At 46.6% G+C, this 15,888-nt stretch carries 16 protein-coding genes; 8 read left to right on the top strand and 8 right to left on the bottom strand.

Annotated features, from left to right (window positions below; genetic code table 11):
* Positions 1 to 61: 61 nt before the first annotated feature.
* Genes KUG63_RS07940 through traN form a run of 3 tightly spaced genes read left to right on the top strand, consistent with a single transcriptional unit; the run spans position 62 to position 5,677 of the window.
* Entirely contained in the window at positions 62 to 970 is a 909-nt protein-coding gene (locus KUG63_RS07940) for a TrbC family F-type conjugative pilus assembly protein (protein ID WP_287554689.1), read from the top strand.
* On the top strand, positions 954 to 1,982 hold the full coding sequence (locus tag KUG63_RS07935; protein WP_040514474.1) for a TraU family protein: 1,029 nt from the start codon (positions 954 to 956) through the stop codon (positions 1,980 to 1,982). The genes KUG63_RS07940 and KUG63_RS07935 overlap by 17 nt, the downstream gene beginning before the upstream one ends.
* A 2-nt stretch (positions 1,983 to 1,984) precedes the next feature.
* Complete coding sequence (gene traN / locus KUG63_RS07930; RefSeq protein ID WP_287554688.1) at positions 1,985 to 5,677, top strand: conjugal transfer protein TraN; 3,693 nt, start codon at positions 1,985 to 1,987, stop codon at positions 5,675 to 5,677.
* Between the two features lie 215 nt (positions 5,678 to 5,892).
* Here the strand turns inward: traN and arsJ are convergent, their stop codons facing one another.
* The 8 genes from arsJ to KUG63_RS07890 all read right to left on the bottom strand — a co-directional run bounded on the left by arsJ (position 5,893) and on the right by KUG63_RS07890 (position 12,426).
* The gene (gene arsJ, locus KUG63_RS07925) at positions 5,893 to 7,116 is read right to left on the bottom strand and encodes an organoarsenical effux MFS transporter ArsJ (protein WP_287554687.1); all 1,224 of its coding nucleotides are present in this window, start codon (positions 7,114 to 7,116) and stop codon (positions 5,893 to 5,895) included.
* A gap of 9 nt (positions 7,117 to 7,125) precedes the next feature.
* A complete protein-coding gene (locus KUG63_RS07920) occupies positions 7,126 to 8,136 on the bottom strand; it encodes an ArsJ-associated glyceraldehyde-3-phosphate dehydrogenase (RefSeq protein WP_287554686.1) in 1,011 nt (336 codons plus the stop codon).
* A 2-nt stretch (positions 8,137 to 8,138) separates the two neighbouring features.
* Positions 8,139 to 8,639 (bottom strand): dual specificity protein phosphatase family protein, encoded by a 501-nt coding sequence (locus KUG63_RS07915; RefSeq protein WP_287554685.1) that lies wholly within the window; start codon positions 8,637 to 8,639, stop codon positions 8,139 to 8,141.
* Complete coding sequence (locus KUG63_RS07910; protein WP_287554684.1) at positions 8,636 to 8,881, bottom strand: thioredoxin family protein; 246 nt, start codon at positions 8,879 to 8,881, stop codon at positions 8,636 to 8,638. The genes KUG63_RS07915 and KUG63_RS07910 overlap by 4 nt, the downstream gene beginning before the upstream one ends.
* 8 nt (positions 8,882 to 8,889) lie before the next feature.
* Positions 8,890 to 9,885: a permease gene (locus KUG63_RS07905; protein WP_287554683.1), complete on the bottom strand. Its 996-nt coding sequence runs from the start codon at positions 9,883 to 9,885 to the stop codon at positions 8,890 to 8,892.
* The gene (gene arsB / locus KUG63_RS07900; protein WP_287554682.1) at positions 9,885 to 10,910 is read right to left on the bottom strand and encodes an ACR3 family arsenite efflux transporter; all 1,026 of its coding nucleotides are present in this window, start codon (positions 10,908 to 10,910) and stop codon (positions 9,885 to 9,887) included. The genes KUG63_RS07905 and arsB overlap by 1 nt, the downstream gene beginning before the upstream one ends.
* An 11-nt stretch (positions 10,911 to 10,921) precedes the next feature.
* The gene (locus tag KUG63_RS07895) at positions 10,922 to 11,683 is read right to left on the bottom strand and encodes a metalloregulator ArsR/SmtB family transcription factor (protein ID WP_287554681.1); all 762 of its coding nucleotides are present in this window, start codon (positions 11,681 to 11,683) and stop codon (positions 10,922 to 10,924) included.
* Positions 11,684 to 11,823: 140 nt separating this feature from the next.
* The gene (locus tag KUG63_RS07890) at positions 11,824 to 12,426 is read right to left on the bottom strand and encodes a hypothetical protein (RefSeq protein ID WP_015066579.1); all 603 of its coding nucleotides are present in this window, start codon (positions 12,424 to 12,426) and stop codon (positions 11,824 to 11,826) included.
* 367 nt (positions 12,427 to 12,793) lie between these two features.
* Between KUG63_RS07890 and KUG63_RS07885 the strand changes: the two genes are divergently transcribed.
* From KUG63_RS07885 to KUG63_RS07865, 5 genes are all read left to right on the top strand, one after another.
* A complete protein-coding gene (locus tag KUG63_RS07885) occupies positions 12,794 to 13,120 on the top strand; it encodes a hypothetical protein (protein ID WP_000455722.1) in 327 nt (108 codons plus the stop codon).
* Between the two features lie 15 nt (positions 13,121 to 13,135).
* Positions 13,136 to 13,555 (top strand): single-stranded DNA-binding protein, encoded by a 420-nt coding sequence (locus KUG63_RS07880; RefSeq protein WP_000795986.1) that lies wholly within the window; start codon positions 13,136 to 13,138, stop codon positions 13,553 to 13,555.
* 79 nt (positions 13,556 to 13,634) lie between these two features.
* Positions 13,635 to 14,453: a phage recombination protein Bet gene (bet, locus tag KUG63_RS07875; RefSeq protein WP_000414662.1), complete on the top strand. Its 819-nt coding sequence runs from the start codon at positions 13,635 to 13,637 to the stop codon at positions 14,451 to 14,453.
* A gap of 80 nt (positions 14,454 to 14,533) precedes the next feature.
* Positions 14,534 to 14,677, top strand: coding sequence for a hypothetical protein (locus KUG63_RS07870; RefSeq protein WP_015066581.1), 144 nt, complete (start codon positions 14,534 to 14,536; stop codon positions 14,675 to 14,677).
* Positions 14,678 to 14,738: 61 nt separating this feature from the next.
* Entirely contained in the window at positions 14,739 to 15,755 is a 1,017-nt protein-coding gene (locus KUG63_RS07865) for a YqaJ viral recombinase family protein (protein ID WP_177340608.1), read from the top strand.
* The last annotated feature ends 133 nt before the right edge of the window (positions 15,756 to 15,888 follow it).

Below are 15,888 nucleotides of genomic sequence, written 5' to 3'. Positions count from 1 at the left end.
ATTTATCGAGCCTTTTTCACCGATTGAACAACCTGCGTCGCTCAAACACGACGATGAATGGTTGATATTTGCGTCGTCCTCACTGGGAGATTCCTCACTGAAGCAGCTATTTAAAGAGGCCAGTGCTACCGGCGCTATTGTGTTGTTTCGGGGAATTCCTGAAGGAAAGACCTTGGGGGCAGCTATCCGTGATTGGCATACCCTGATGACGGGGCTTGATCCTGTTCCTCAGGTTCGAATCGACCCGAAAGCCTTTGTACACTGGCGGGTGACTAGCGTGCCTGCCATTTTCCGCATAGAAGATGACAAGGTGACTGCAAGTGCACTAGGGGTTTACAGCAAGGACTGGTTGCAGCGTCAAATTGAAACAGGCAATACCGGTTCATTGGGTCAACGCGGTCCTATTCATTCGATTTTAGAACCGGATTTGATGCAAGTAGCGATGCAGCGTTTACAGTCGATTGACTTGGGAGCGTTAAAGAAAAAAGCCATTGAGCGTTTCTGGTCTCGCCAAACATTTACTGAGTTACCCAAAGCCACGCAGTATCGGATAAGAACGGTTGATCCAACCATCGTCATGCAGCGGCCACTATTGGATGCCAATGGCCGAACATTGATCCCAGCGGGAACGCGTATTAACCCGCTAAAAGCCTTGCCATTTACTCAGCAGCTCGTGGTGTTTAATGCGTCGAACGCTGAAGAAGTGGACGCAGTAGCGCATTGGCTTGAGGGCCAAGATAGGACGCTGCGCCGCATTACGCTTATCACCACGCAGCTCGACCGTGCTCAAGGTTGGAATAGCCTCAATGCGCTCGAAAAGACATTGGACAGTCCGGTTTATCTTCTCAATGCCTCGCTAAAGCAGCGCTTTGATTTGCAAGTCACCCCATCGTTTGTTCAAGCAAAGGGACTCGCGTTTGAAATAGAAGAAATTCCAGCAAAGGAGCTTGTTCATGCAAAAGCTCAATAATACGTATCGCCTGATGCGGACTCTCGTTGTCATGTTTGCCCTAAGCGCATCTATTCCTGCAAAAGCCGAATTGACTTGCCCAGACTCGGGGTTATTGTCCGGCAAGTTGCTGACGGATGTTTGCTGGTCATGCATTTTTCCTATCCGGGTTGCCGGTCTTCCTCTTGGCTCTGGCAATGTCCCAAGCGGCGCATCAAATAAGTCATTTTGCTTATGTGAAGACAACTTAGGCGTGCCAAGGCCAGGTATTGTTACCAGTATGTGGGAGCCAGCGCGTTTAATTGAACTGGTCAGAACGCCAGGTTGTTCACCTTCACTGGGAGGGATTCGCTTACCGTTAGGTGATAGGCGATTGCAAGGTGGTCACGGTGAGGGTGAATACGATACCGGTGATCTTGCTTTCTACCATTACCATTATTATGCCTTTCCGCTTTTGGTCATGCTCGATTTGTTCATGGATGGCAATTGCAATGCCGATGGTTACATGGACTTTGACTTGATGTATTTGTCGGAATTGGACCCAACATGGCTGAACGATGAACTGGCCTTTTTTACTCAGCCTGAAGCGGCTGCCGTTGCCAATCCATTGGCTATATCAGCTTGTACCGCTGACGCTGCTTCATCAACGCTTGGTAAACCCATCGACCAGTTGTTTTGGTGTGCTGGCAGTTGGGGCCATCTCTACCCGTTATCTGGCCACACCTTAGCCTTTGGCTCATTAGCTGAAAATACCAGCCATTTAGCGGCGCGTGCAATCGCGGCTCAACACAGGCGTGGTCTTGCTAGGCGAACAATGGGGAACAGTGCGCTATGCCGACCTGTTATCGAACCCATGCTACCGAAATCCCAATACAAGATGAGTATGTTCTTCCCTGTACCGGAAACTGAAAGTGCGCATGTCATCGGTGAAAGCACCATGAAATGGGGAGAGTGGCGAACGATCCCCGGTGCCGGTGAAGATGCGCTCTACATTTTGTGGCGCTGGCAAGACTGCTGTAACTCGGGAGGTTAACCATGAAACCAACACTTTTTACCCGAGTTTTAGCGGGTGTTTTATCAATCACTATGGCGTGCTTGCCCTTACATGGTGTGGCCGCTGATGTGCAGCGCCAAGCCGGCCTAAGCGGACAACAAGAAGGTAAGCAATTGCTGCAAAACTGGACGATGCCCGCACTCAATGGCAATACATTGTCGGTGCCGAATGGCAGTGGTAATGAGTCCATTAACTTGCAAGAGCTTTTCCCTGGTATGGATCAGGGCTCATTGGATGTCTTAACGGGCGTTTATGGCTCTGATGCCAGCATGAATCAATTGGGGACGCAGCGCCAAGAGAGCATGGCATCCGAAAATGGCGCTACGGGTGAGGCGTTTCGCTCGCTCCAGCAAATCAAAGACAGGTCTCGGCCAGATATGGTCAATGATCCGCTTTGGGCATTAACTGATGCGGTTCAAACTGACCCCAATCTATTAACCCAAAGCTTCCCCGGCTGTGAGTCTCAAGGTGAAGGCAGCCCAAATTACCAGCAATGCGACAGGCTCAATACAGCGGTTAACAGCTGCACTATTACTCACGATTACACGGCTGGCATCATTGAGCATGTTTCAGGACCAATGAACCTTCGCTCTTGTGGTGAGGGATGTCTTGAAGTTTGGATTGGACGAATTGGCGACAACTACTGGAGTGGCCGTTGTAAAGTGTTTGAACAGGCCATCACACTCAAAGTCGTGAACCCCGATGCGATTACCTCAGCCGTTCTTGAGTACGCCAAATGGGATGACTACATGCAAGTGTGGCTTGGCGATCAGAAAGTCTGGTCTGGGCCGAACAATAACTTTCCACCAGAAACGGCTGGCCGCTGCGAGCTCAGTACCAGTTGGGAGCGCAATCCAAATACCGATCTCACTGCCAAGCTAAAAGCGGTAGAGCCCGGTTTAGAAGTGCCGGTAAAAATTCGCGTATCGGTTACGGGTAGTGGTGAGGGGTATGCACGCATCAAGGTGCGCTTTGATCCAACCAAGGTGGTGATGAATGATAGTTGGTCGCCACAATCCTGTATTGAACAAGCAGCGGATATCCCGGCTAAGTTTTCTGACTACAGCATTCAATGTACGGATCAGCCGTCTTCAACCAACGGATGTACGGTGGTCAATGGTGTTTCAGTTTGTGAATCCTACTTTGCTCCAAGCCCTGTGGCTGGCATATCGCCTTTGTGTCGGCGTGTACAAGTCAGTGTGGATGATGAAAGCTATAAGGGGATTGAAAATCAGGCCTGCCAAGTGCTTGAAGCGAATCCTTCCTGTGGATTCATGTCGTCAGAATGTGCCGAAACCAATGATAAAGGTGAATGCATTCGTTTTACCGATACCTATGACTGTGGATTGCAAACCAGCGATCCAAAGTGTGTGGTATCCAACCTTATGCCAAGTAGTTTTGAGGCCTGTGAGCCTACCCAGACGATTACGCCATTTACTGAAACCAAGCATGTACCGGATTACCAGGTGTGCGAGAAGATCAGCACGCTTACTCAGTGTCAGTTAGAGCGACGTGTATCCGCCGAAACACATCAACAAAGCTTGTCCATTGAGCGCGGTTGCTTTAGCTCTGAAACGCTCAGCTTTGTTCCACAGCACAGCAGTACTATGCAAACTGGAAACGCGACACTGAGGATTTTTGATAATCAAAATACTGAGATAAAAATCACCGAGTCGCCGTCAAAGGCAAATGGTTGGAAAACGACACTCTCATTGACGGGCAATAAGGAGACGGTGACTGAGACGAAACCGTCCATTAAGTACCCTGAAATGACCTGTCCAAAAGGAACCTTGGTTGGCTCATTGTGCAAGGTCGTTAATGGGTCGATTATTTCGTGGCATGAACCTCAGGAAGTCACTCGTTCCAGATGTGAAACCGGCTGGAACAAAGTCGATTTCGATACTTGCAGCCGAGAAGTTCAGAAGTGCTTGGCTCCTGCGAAACTGAGCGCTTCCATGACCTTCTCTGGCAAATACTTAAAGCAAGACGTTGTTCATCAATCAAGTGATCCGGGCATAGACCAATGCTTGATGCAAACGGATCAGTTTACTGCGGTGCAGTGGCAGTGTTTGGATACGGGCATAAAACGAATCGACGGGTTAACAGTTGGTAGTGGCGAGTTGGCCAATCTTGGAAGCCTTTATCCGACGGTTGTTTCGTCTCCTGCTCATTTAACCAGTCGTGGCAGCTCTGATGGACTGGGGCTCTCATGCTGGAGGGCAAGAGCGACCTACAATGCTTCGACTGTTCACCCAGAGTTCAACATGGGCAGCTCAGATAGCTGGGTAGATGCCAATGGTAATACACAAACCATCGTCAATAACGGACAAAACACGACCACCAATACGTGTGCCGCGCTAGAGCAAAACCCGGCCTGCCAGTACGTCAGAACCGAATGCACTGAAGGCGGGGCTGGTCATGAAGGCTTCTGCTATATCCAAAGTTTGGTGTATGACTGCGGACAAAGCGTCGAAGTGCAAAATGCACGAATGGAAACTCAATACAACTGTGAGGGGCCAGTTCGCTGTATGGGCACAGATTGTTTAGAGCCAGAGTCAATCAAGCAGGCTAACTTTGCAGAAGCCGCTGCAATGCTTAATGCGGCGCAGTTTATGACCAATGATATGTCATGCACGGGCGCTGATGGCCAAGACAACGTTGAGTGTACGGTTTTTAAAGGTAATGCTGGCCAATGCAAAAAAGCCGTTGGCGGTATAGTGGATTGCTGTGAAAAGCCAAGTGGCGTGTCGCTATCGGACTACATCACGATGATAGTGGCGGTCAACAAGCTTGATACGGCAGTCATGGCTATGAATCCGTCTTCGGCAATCTATGGTTCCTGGAATACGCTCAGGGAACCAATCACCAGTACTTGGAGTGCGGTCAAAGAGCCCTTTGTGTCTGCATGGGACTCTCTCATGGGGGCTGGGCCATCAACGGCTGCTGGCGCGGGAGCGGAGCAAGCTGCGACTGGCTTCATGCAGGTGTTGACCAACAAAACGGCTGAATGGGTAGGTACGACCTTTGGTTCGGGGGCGCAATCGGCACTGTTTAGCAACGTTGGTGGCGCGGTTGGAGCCGATGGTGTTGTTTCGGGTGGTAACTTTGCCCTAGGGGGCGCTGCGGGCGCGGTTCTGAGTACGGTTATGACGGCCTACATGATTTACTCAGTCACCATGATCCTCATTCAGCTTATCTGGAAATGTGAGCAGAGTGAGTTTGAGATGAACGCTAAGCGGGTATTGAAGAGTTGCCACTATGTGGGCTCTTACTGCAAGTCTAAGTTCTTAGGTGCCTGTGTTGAGAAACGGCAATCATATTGCTGCTTTACTTCGCCGCTTTCACGGATCATTCAAGAGCAAGTGCGTCCGCAATTGGGCCTTGGCTGGGGCAGTGCGAAATCTCCCAACTGTGAAGGATTGACCGCGAGTCAGTTAAACCAGGTGGATTGGAGCCAAGTTAATCTGGATGAATGGATAGGTATCTTGTCGATCACGGGCAACCTACCCGAAGTACCGTCACTGGATCTGGAAAGACTCACAGGCTCAGGAAGTACGCTAAACGTGGATGGAAATCGTCAGAGTGCCGCAGAAAGAGCTATTGAAAGGCTAAACGGAATGGATACCCAGAAACTGCGTCAGGAGGCGACGGAAGAAATTTCGGGGAATAATTGAGCGTCCTGTCAGAACGCTTGAGAGGAAAAGTTCAGTACAGATGACTTTCGTCATAATGTTCTATATTGGTTACTTTAATAATGATTTACAGCATTAAAGTAACCAAATTGGCACTCTGTATTACCTGCGACTTCAGTTCCATGAGTTCATGAAGTGTAACCTGATTGCTGTAGAACAGAACTATCTGAAACTCATGCCTTGTTAAGGTAAATGCGCTAAGGGCGGTATCGAGGGACTATATTTGGCAATTTAGCGGAAATAAGAGCAGCTAAACTAATAAAAGCAAAGGAGATGGCTAGGCAAGCTGCTAATCCGTATAGCTGGAAAACCCAGCCAGATAATACTGTGCCAATCAAACGGCCCATCGCATTTGCCATATAGTAAAAGCCAACATCAAGGGAAACACCATCGGCATCTGCCATGCTTACAATTAAATAACTGTGTAGCGATGAGTTAATGGCGAACAGTACACCAAATATCATTAAGCCGGTAATGAGTACCGTTTTAACTTCCCAGCTAAAATATAATGATAAGGCGATACCTAATGTCACTAATGCCAACAAGCTTGCCCATTTTACGGTTTCGGTTGCCGGAGATAAGTTGTCTTTGAAGTTGATTAACTTAGGAGCCATTGATTGCACAATGCCGTAACCAATCACCCAAAGCGCAAGGAAGCCACCTACAGTCCAATGGTCCCAATCAAATGCTTGCGATAAAAATACAGGCAGTGCGACGACAAACCAGACGTCACGTGCACCAAATAAGAATAATCGTGCAGCCGACAAAATGTTAATTGAGCGACTCTTTGAAAAAATATCGGTAAACTTAGGCTTGTTCTTTGCTTTTCCTAAGTCACTTTTTAAGGCGTAAAGGCTGTAACACCATACAAGTGTTAATACACCTGCCATTAGCAACATTGCGCCCTTGAAGGATAGCAAGGTTAACAACAAGCCACCTAAGAAAAAGCCAACGCCTTTTAGGGCATTTTTGGAGCCTGTTAATACGGCAACCCATTTAAACAGCGTGCCTTCTTGTCCTGCGGCAACCAATGCCTTAATCGAGCTTTTAGCGCTCATTTTGTTTAAGTCTTTGGCAATGCCTGAAAGCGCTTGTGCAATCATCACATACACAACGGTTAACCATTCAGCCGGAATAGCTAGCATGAGTAAGGCAATAACCTGAATGGCTAAGCCAATGTTCATGGTTTTATTGAGCCCTAAACGAGCACCTAAGAAGCCGCCAACCAAGTTGGTGACAACGCCAAAGATTTCATAAAACAAGAACAACATCGCAATGCTAAGCGGACTATAGCCTAACGCATGGAAATGAAGCACGACTAACATGCGAAGTGCGCCATCTGTTAAGGTAAATGCCCAGTAGTTACCTGTTACAACGAGGTACTGCTTTATATCGTCTGATAATGATGCCAAGCGCTTCATATTATTACATTATCCTTTAATTGATAGGCCAACTTTACGAGCAAGCTCAGCCGTTCTGTTCGCGTATCCCCATTCGTTGTCATACCATGTATACAGCTTCACTTGAGTGCCGTTGACCACCATTGTTGATAACGCATCGACGATGCTAGAGCGTGGATCGGTTTTATAGTCGATTGACACAAGTGGCTTTTCTTCATAGCCCAAAATGTCTTTTAACTCGCCCTCAGCCGCTTCTTTCATCCAAGCGTTAATTTCAGCTTCCGTTGTAGGACGCTCAACTTCAAATACACAATCAGTAAGCGATGCATTCGCCAATGGTACGCGTACTGCATGACCGTTCAGCTTGCCTTTCAACTCAGGGAAAATATGGGTGATCGCTGTTGCAGAGCCAGTGGTGGTTGGAATAAGGCTCATGCCACAGGCTCGCGCTCTACGTAAATCTTTATGCGGTGCATCCAAAATGGTTTGAGTATTGGTAATATCGTGGATGGTTGTCATCGAGCCATGTTTGATGCCGATTTTATCCTGTAAAACCTTCACGACTGGAGCTAAGCAGTTGGTGGTGCAAGACGCTGCCGTAACGATGGCGTGTTGCTTAACATCGTACAGGTGGTCGTTAACACCCATAACCACATTGAGCACGCCTTCTTCTTTGACTGGTGCAGTGACCACTACTTTCTTAACACCTTGATCTAAATAGGCTTGCAGTAACTCGGTTTTCTTCATCTTGCCTGATGCTTCAATGACCAAATCACATTCAGGCCAATCGGTATCGCTAATCGCTTTGTTTTGCGTTACACGAATAGCTTGACCGTCGATTTTCACATTATTTTCATCATGAGTTACATCATGTGACCAGGTGCCATGTACAGAATCATACTTTAACAAATGAGCTAGTGTTTCTGCGTTGCCAGCAGGGTCGTTGATTTGGACAAATTCTACGTCTTGCCAGCCAAAAGCGGCTCTAAGTGTTAATCGTCCCATGCGGCCAAACCCGTTAATACCAATTTTAATTGCCATTTTTAAGCCCCTACTTTTTGAAACGCATTGAAAAAAGAAAGTTGAACTGGATGTGAAAGCGCCTTAGGGCGTACTTTCTGTACTTGGTTAATAATCTCTGTTTTGTCGTAGCCTAGTTCATACATGAGTAGTCCAATAACTAAGCCCGTGCGACCAGAGCCGCCTTTGCAATGGACCGCAACCGTGCCTTGATTGCGCAAAATAGATAGCAAGTCATCAAGGTGACATTTGAAAGCCGTTGCAAAATCTTCATTCGGTGCATCGTCATCTAAAATAGGTAACTGAAACCATTTTATGCCTTGTTCGTTACACGCATGGGGAAGTGTTTCTGCTTCGTTTTTCTTCATTTCTGCGTCATACATCAGAGTAACAATCGCTTGTGCACCTGCATTTTTTAATTGCTTTACAGACGTTGTTAAATCAACGTCCTTTGTTCCGGGACATGGTGTAAAGATAAAGCTAGCGCCATTATCAAGTTTGAGCAGATCAAAAGGATGAGTCATGAAGATTGCTCCTGTAGCCATTCTTTGATTTGTGCTGAGTGCGGCATAGAGCCTGAATGGACTAATTGCTCATCAATCACAACTGCGGGTGTGCTCATAACGCCATAGGACATGATTATCTCGGGCGATGTTTCTTTTGACACATTGACAGAGACATTGATTTCACTGGCTATTTTTTCAATCAGTTCTGCGGTTTTTACACATTTAGTGCAGCCGCTACCGAGTACTTTTATTTGTTTCATAAATCACCTCATAAAAAAGAAGAAAATGCGTTAAATAACCACCCAACAAGGGTAAATGACACTAACAACATGGCAAATACCGTCGCCAGTAAACGCCATTGCATTACTTGTTTGAGCAAAATAAATTCAGGGAAACTGGCTGCTACCGTACTCATACAGAATGCGAGGGTCGTGCCAATGGGTAAGCCATTGACGATCAGGCTTTCCATCACCGGAATGACGCCGGTGGCATTTGAATACAGTGGAATGCCTACTAGTACAGCCACTGGAACCGACCACCATTGACCGTCACCTAAATGCTGTTCAATCCACCCGTCGGGCAAAAATCCATGTAATGCGGCCCCTAAGCCAACGCCGATAATGACCCATTTCCAGACACGGCCAAATATTTCTAATGTTTCTGCTTTTGCAAAATCATGACGTTCGACAAAGGTCATTTTTATTGTGTCGGGATTGGTTGAAGTGTTTTTTTGCTGTGCCTGGCCTTTTGCCAGTGCCTTTGCCGCAAAGGATTGCAACCAGCGCTCGGCTTTAATGGTGTCTAAAAATAAGCCCCCTAAAATACCCACTGCCATGCCAATCACCACATAAAGTAAGGTGAACTTCCAGCCCAGTAAGCTCATTAACAGCAGAACGGCAACTTCATTAATGAGGGGCGATGTGAGCAGAAATGCCATGGTTATGCCAACGGGAATGCCTGCGGAGGTAAATCCTAAAAACACCGGGATACTGGAGCATGAACAAAAAGGGGTGATCGCACCAAAGCTGGAGCCTAAGAGGTAACCGATTCCACGATTTTTACCTGCAAGATAATCCCTAACACGTTCGACATTAAGCGATGCACGCAGCAAGGCAATGATATAAATCAAGACGAGTAGCAGTGCGAATATCTTGCTGACATCTTCGATAAAAAAGTGTGTCGCATCACCTAATTTCGTATCTGCTGAAAGTGCGAGTAAGGAAAAAGTGACCCAATCGGCAAACAGAGTAAAAATCTCAAACATTAGACTTCTCCAAACCAATGCCGAGTGCGGTTGACAAACCAAACCAAACTTAACATAACCGGAACCTCAACAAGTACGCCAACGACTGTAGCCAGTGCTGCGCCTGAATTGAGGCCAAAAAGAGAGATAGCTACAGCGACTGCCAACTCAAAGAAATTTGATGTGCCAATTAAGCACGATGGTCCTGCAATGTTGTGTTTAAGCTTGAGTTTTACCGCAATAAAATAGGCAATAATGAAAATGCCATAAGTTTGAATAACCAGCGGAATCGCGATTAACAAGATATTGAGTGGTTGATCTAAAATGGTGTTCGCTTGAAAGCCGAAAAGTAGTACTACTGTCGCTAACAAGCCAATGACTGAAAAAGGTTTTAGCTTTTCTAATAATGAGATAATTGCAGTTTCATCACGACCTGAGCGGTTTAAACTTCTTCTGGTGAGTACGCCTGCGATTAAGGGTAGCAATACGTATAAGACGACAGAAATAAACAAAGTTCCCCAAGGCACATGAATATCGGTCACTCCCAGCAATAACCCTGCAATTGGAGCGAACGCAAAAATCATGATGATATCGTTAACCGAAACTTGAACTAACGTGTAGTTTGCATCACCTTTAGTCAGTTGTGACCAGACAAATACCATTGCCGTACACGGTGCTACGCCAAGTAAAATCATTCCTGCGATATATTCTTGCGCGGTTTCCGGTGAAACAAAATCGGCAAATAGTCCTTCAAAAAACAACCAACCTAATGCCGCCATTGAAAACGGTTTGATAAGCCAGTTAATCACTAAGGTTAATACAAGCCCTTGCGGGTTTTTGCCAACTTCTTTAATTGTTGTGAAATCTATTTGAACCATCATGGGGTAGATCATTACCCAAATGAAGACGGCAACGACTATATTGACATGTGCGACTTCCAGCTTTGCTATCGCTTCAAAAATCGGAGGATAGATAACGCCCAATGTCACACCTGCGGCAATAGATATCGCTACCCAAACAGATAAGTAGCGTTCAAAAATACCCATATTTAATCTCCTTATTCGCAGCAGCTAGCCACTCGGGTCGGTCGATCACCCATCGTATTTAATCGAGCTAACTCTTGTTCGATGAAAATCGGCTCATTAACGACTGTTGATGTGATAATTTGTTTCATCCAGGCAGGTAATGTTGGATTAATTGAATAAAATACCCATTGCTGGTGTTTTCTGTCAGATAGAATGCCTGACTTTCTGAGTTGTGCGAGGTGACGAGAAACCTTAGGTTGGCTTTCTTCATCCAGTGCAATCATTAATTCACAAACACACACTTCTTTTTCCACTGCAATAATTAATAGTGTTTTTAAGCGAATATCATCAGCCAGAGCTTTGTAAAAAGTAGTAGGTGTTATAGGCGAGGGTTTTTGCTTTTGTTGTATAAGCAAAAACATTTTTATGCGTTCATTGAGCTCTTGTAGCGTTTTTTCAAATGGATTGGCTCCTTTGCGTGACCGAGGCTCAGGAAAATCCCAAGCAAGGCAATTAGTGCCTTTTACTCGGTTGTCGCATTCTATTGCGGCCTTATCACATAGTGTAATGACGAAATCGAAATGGATACTGGAAACTTCATCGAGGTGCTTAGAGCGTAAGCCATCGGTACTTAATCCAAAGTGTTCAATAGCGGACAGAGTTCGATTATCAACACTATGTGGCTCAGTCCCAGCGCTGTAGACTTCGTAGTCACCTTTACCATGATGTTTTAACAATGCTTCGGCCATAATGGATCTAGCCGAATTTTCAGTACATAAGAAGAGTACCTTCATAACATGCTCCATAACAAATTTATTATATAATAAATTTGTTATGTTATTTGTGCAACATTAATCCCAGGAAAAGATGATTTCTTTGGGTCGGTAGGTACTTAGCCCCTTCGAGAGGGGCTGGTTGATGGGAGCCTAGTTGGCTAGTTGGCGGGGTTATCTGTTTCCTCTTCAGTGATATCGTCATCGGTTGAAGGCACCGCTTGCTCAACTTCTGCTTCTTTACCCTTAGCTTGAGCTGATTTTCGTGCTCGAATTTCGATATCAATAATGCGTCGTGCAAGTTTGATAATGCGCTGTTGCCATGCGTAGTTGCCATCAACGCGTTGCTTGTTGCTAAGCACGCTAGATAACCAAAGTGTGTCCATTGAGATCATCAACGCATCGAGTTTGCGAACTAAGCCAACAAACTGGCCAACTTGGGGCGAGCTGATTTTGGCGTTGAAGGTAATCGGATCGGTGTAGTCAGGTACTTCATCGATACCGTTGGACTCCATCAGTTTGTCCAAACGAGCTTGTTCGTTGTCTACCGCCATAGCGCAATCCTCGATCAGCTGGCTAATGATCTGTTCCACTTCATCAATTTCGTTCTCATCGCCAATGATGCGTAGGATGACATCGATTCCGTAGAGCGCACTGACCGTGCGCCTAAAAACACGGTCAACGACACGTTGCGCCTGTAAGCTGTTAATTGTGAATGATTGTTCAAAGATGGGTTTTGAGTAATTGGGTTTTGCTTGGGCCATAAGTTTGCTCCTGATATGACAATAATCAGTCCCTAGACTAATCCTCTGTGAGGTAATGGCCTTTCAGCTAGGTGGAAGAATTGAGCATCTTTCTAACTATCCTGTCTGGATAAGACGGTTACACTGACTATCAAATATTGCTGATCTGTTTCAGTGATATCTGCGCCTGAGAGCATGAGCTCAAAGGAAGCCCGCCGCTGAGTTTTCTCAGTGGTACTAAGAGGTAGCTAGCCTCCTTAAACAAATAGCCTGCATGTTTTTACATGCTCAACCATGCGTTCCTTACGGTTCGCCTTTTCACCACCCAGCTGGGGGAGTTTTCCCCAGTTGGGGGTGACTCCTTCAAAACCAACATAAGGAGTCACCAATGGAATATATCTTCGGATTTATTATCCAAATCGCAGGCATTATGTTGCTTGCAAAACTGAGCTGGTCGCTTTTGCGATTGCTTGCTCGTCAAAGCGTGCGCCCGTTTCGATTTGTACTTACTCAAATCAAGCGATTGCTCACACCAACACCAAAACGTCGTCCAATGGCAGTGCCTAAAGCTCCTGGTATGCCCCGTTTGACATCTGCGTTTTACAAAGAGCCACATCAGTACGACATGGCTTTACTCGAAATACCAACCTATCTGCGTCGTCAGTCTTCTTTGCCCAGCCGGGTAGAAGCGACTGTGTGCACAGAGTTCAACTAAGACGAGGAGAACATCATGAAAAACCAAGTAACACTCATAGGCTACGTTGGCTCTGAGCCAGAGACGCGAGCCTATCCATCAGGTGATTTGGTGACCAGCATTTCGCTGGCCACTTCTGAGAAATGGCGCGACCGTCAATCCAATGAGCTCAAAGAGCATACGGAATGGCATCGGGTCGTTTTTCGAGATCGTGGTGGATTTAAGTTAGGGCTCAGGGCAAAAGATTTAATCCAAAAAGGAGCAAAGCTTTTTGTTCAAGGGCCTCAGCGCACGCGCTCATGGGAGAAAGATGGCATTAAACATCGATTGACCGAAGTGGACGCGGACGAGTTTCTGCTTCTTGATAGTGTGAACAAAGCATCTGAGCCATCACCGGCGGATGATGCGGGCTCCCAAACTAATTGGGCACAAACTTATCCTGAACCAGATTTTTAACCGAGCGAAAACGCTTTAACCCAGCCGGGAGTACTTTCCCGTCAGGGGCAGACTCCCACTTTGATTGTCGGAGTCCACAATGGAAAAACCAAAGCTAATCCAACGCTTTGCTGAGCGCTTTAGTGTCGATCCAAACAAACTGTTCGATACCCTAAAAGCAACAGCATTCAAGCAACGTGACGGTAGTGCACCGACCAATGAGCAGATGATGGCGCTCTTGGTGGTTGCAGATCAGTACGGCTTGAACCCTTTCACCAAAGAGATTTTTGCGTTCCCTGATAAGCAAGCTGGAATTATTCCAGTGGTAGGTGTCGATGGATGGTCTCGCATCATCAATCAACACGACCAGTTTGATGGCATGGAGTTTAAGACTTCAGAAAACAAAGTCTCACTGGATGGCGCGAAAGAATGCCCTGAATGGATGGAATGCATTATCTACCGGCGCGACCGTTCGCACCCAGTCAAAATCACTGAGTATCTGGATGAAGTCTATCGACCACCTTTTGAAGGTAACGGCAAAAATGGCCCTTACCGGGTAGATGGTCCATGGCAGACGCACACTAAGCGAATGCTAAGGCATAAATCCATGATCCAGTGTTCCCGCATTGCGTTTGGCTTTGTGGGAATTTTCGATCAAGACGAAGCGGAGCGAATTATCGAAGGCCAAGCAACACACGTTGTTGAGCCATCGGTGATTCCACCCGAGCAAGTTGATGATCGAACCCGAGGGCTTGTTTACAAGCTTATCGAGCGGGCGGAAGCTTCAAACGCTTGGAATAGTGCATTGGAATATGCCAATGAACATTTTCAAGGTGTTGAGCTGACGTTTGCGAAACAAGAAATCTTTAATGCACAGCAACAAGCAGCCAAAGCGCTCACACAGCCTTTAGCTTCTTAGCGCCACGCATTCATTTTACTAACCCTGGCGGGATTATTCTCCCATCAGGGGGAAGGTCTCGTCTTTTTTGGAGATCTTCCATGACTAAATCAGCCTCACTTTTTCGCTTGGTATTGGTTGTTGCCCTTGTCTTAGGTTCGATTCAAGCCGGTAAAGCGGCAATTGATTCGGTTCAAGCAAGTGTTGTTCAGCACCAAACAGCGTTAGCACAAGCAGCAAAGTAACCACTTAACCCTGAAGGGGAGTTCTCTCCTTCGGGGGAGTCTCCCCCTCAAAGGAGGCAATATGAAGGTTATCGACCTATCACAACGTACTCCTGCATGGCACCAGTGGCGCATTGCAGGGGTTACGGCATCTGAAGCCCCAATTATTATGGGGCGTTCACCCTACAAAACACCTTGGCGATTATGGGCAGAAAAAACTGGATTCGTATTACCGGAAGACCTGTCGAATAATCCAAATGTGCTTCGCGGTATAAGGTTGGAGCCTCAAGCAAGGCGAGCATTTGAGAATGCGCATAATGACTTTCTTCTGCCGTTATGTGCAGAAGCCGATCATAACGCAATCTTTCGAGCCAGCTTTGATGGCATCAACGATGCGGGCGAACCCGTTGAACTGAAATGTCCTTGCCAGTCAGTTTTTGAGGATGTGCAAGCTCACCGAGAACAAAGCGAGGCGTACCAGTTGTATTGGGTACAAGTACAGCATCAAATACTGGTCGCCAATAGCACGCGTGGTTGGTTGGTATTCTATTTTGAGGATCAACTGATTGAGTTTGAAATACAACGAGACGCGGCGTTCTTAACTGAGTTGCAAGAAACGGCGCTTCAGTTTTGGGAGTTAGTTCAAACTAAAAAAGAACCGCCAAAATGCCCTGAGCAAGATTGTTTTGTTCCCAAGGGTGAAGCCCAATACCGTTGGACATCGCTGTCTCGACAGTATTGCTCAGCACACGCCGAAGTGGTCCGACTGGAAAACCACATTAAATCTTTGAAAGAGGAAATGCGAGATGCTCAGTCGAAATTGGTCGCTATGATGGGTAACTACGCTCATGCCGACTATGCTGGGGTCAAACTCAGCCGCTACATGATGGCGGGCACGGTGGACTATAAGCAATTGGCCACCGATAAGTTAGGCGAGCTGGATGAACAGGTTTTAGCCGCTTACCGAAAAGCGCCACAAGAGCGGTTGCGTATCAGCACCAATAAGCCAGATCAGCCCGTTGAAACACCAATCAAAATCAGCCTTGAGCAAGAGAACTTGGTTCTGCCAGGTGACTCGCCGAGCTCATTTTATTTTTAACGTTCACTTGGAGCCGATTTCGGCTCCTTTCTCATGCGCTTACATCGAGTGCATCAGAAAGCAGTTTCACTCGTAGCCAATGCTGGGTACGAATGATAGAGCGAGCTGAACTCTTACATACACAGCCATACCA

This window comes from Cycloclasticus sp. (assembly GCF_019090545.1).
GTDB classification, from domain to species: Bacteria; Pseudomonadota; Gammaproteobacteria; order Methylococcales; family Cycloclasticaceae; genus Cycloclasticus; species Cycloclasticus pugetii.
This window is presented reverse-complemented; position numbering and strand designations above follow the sequence as displayed.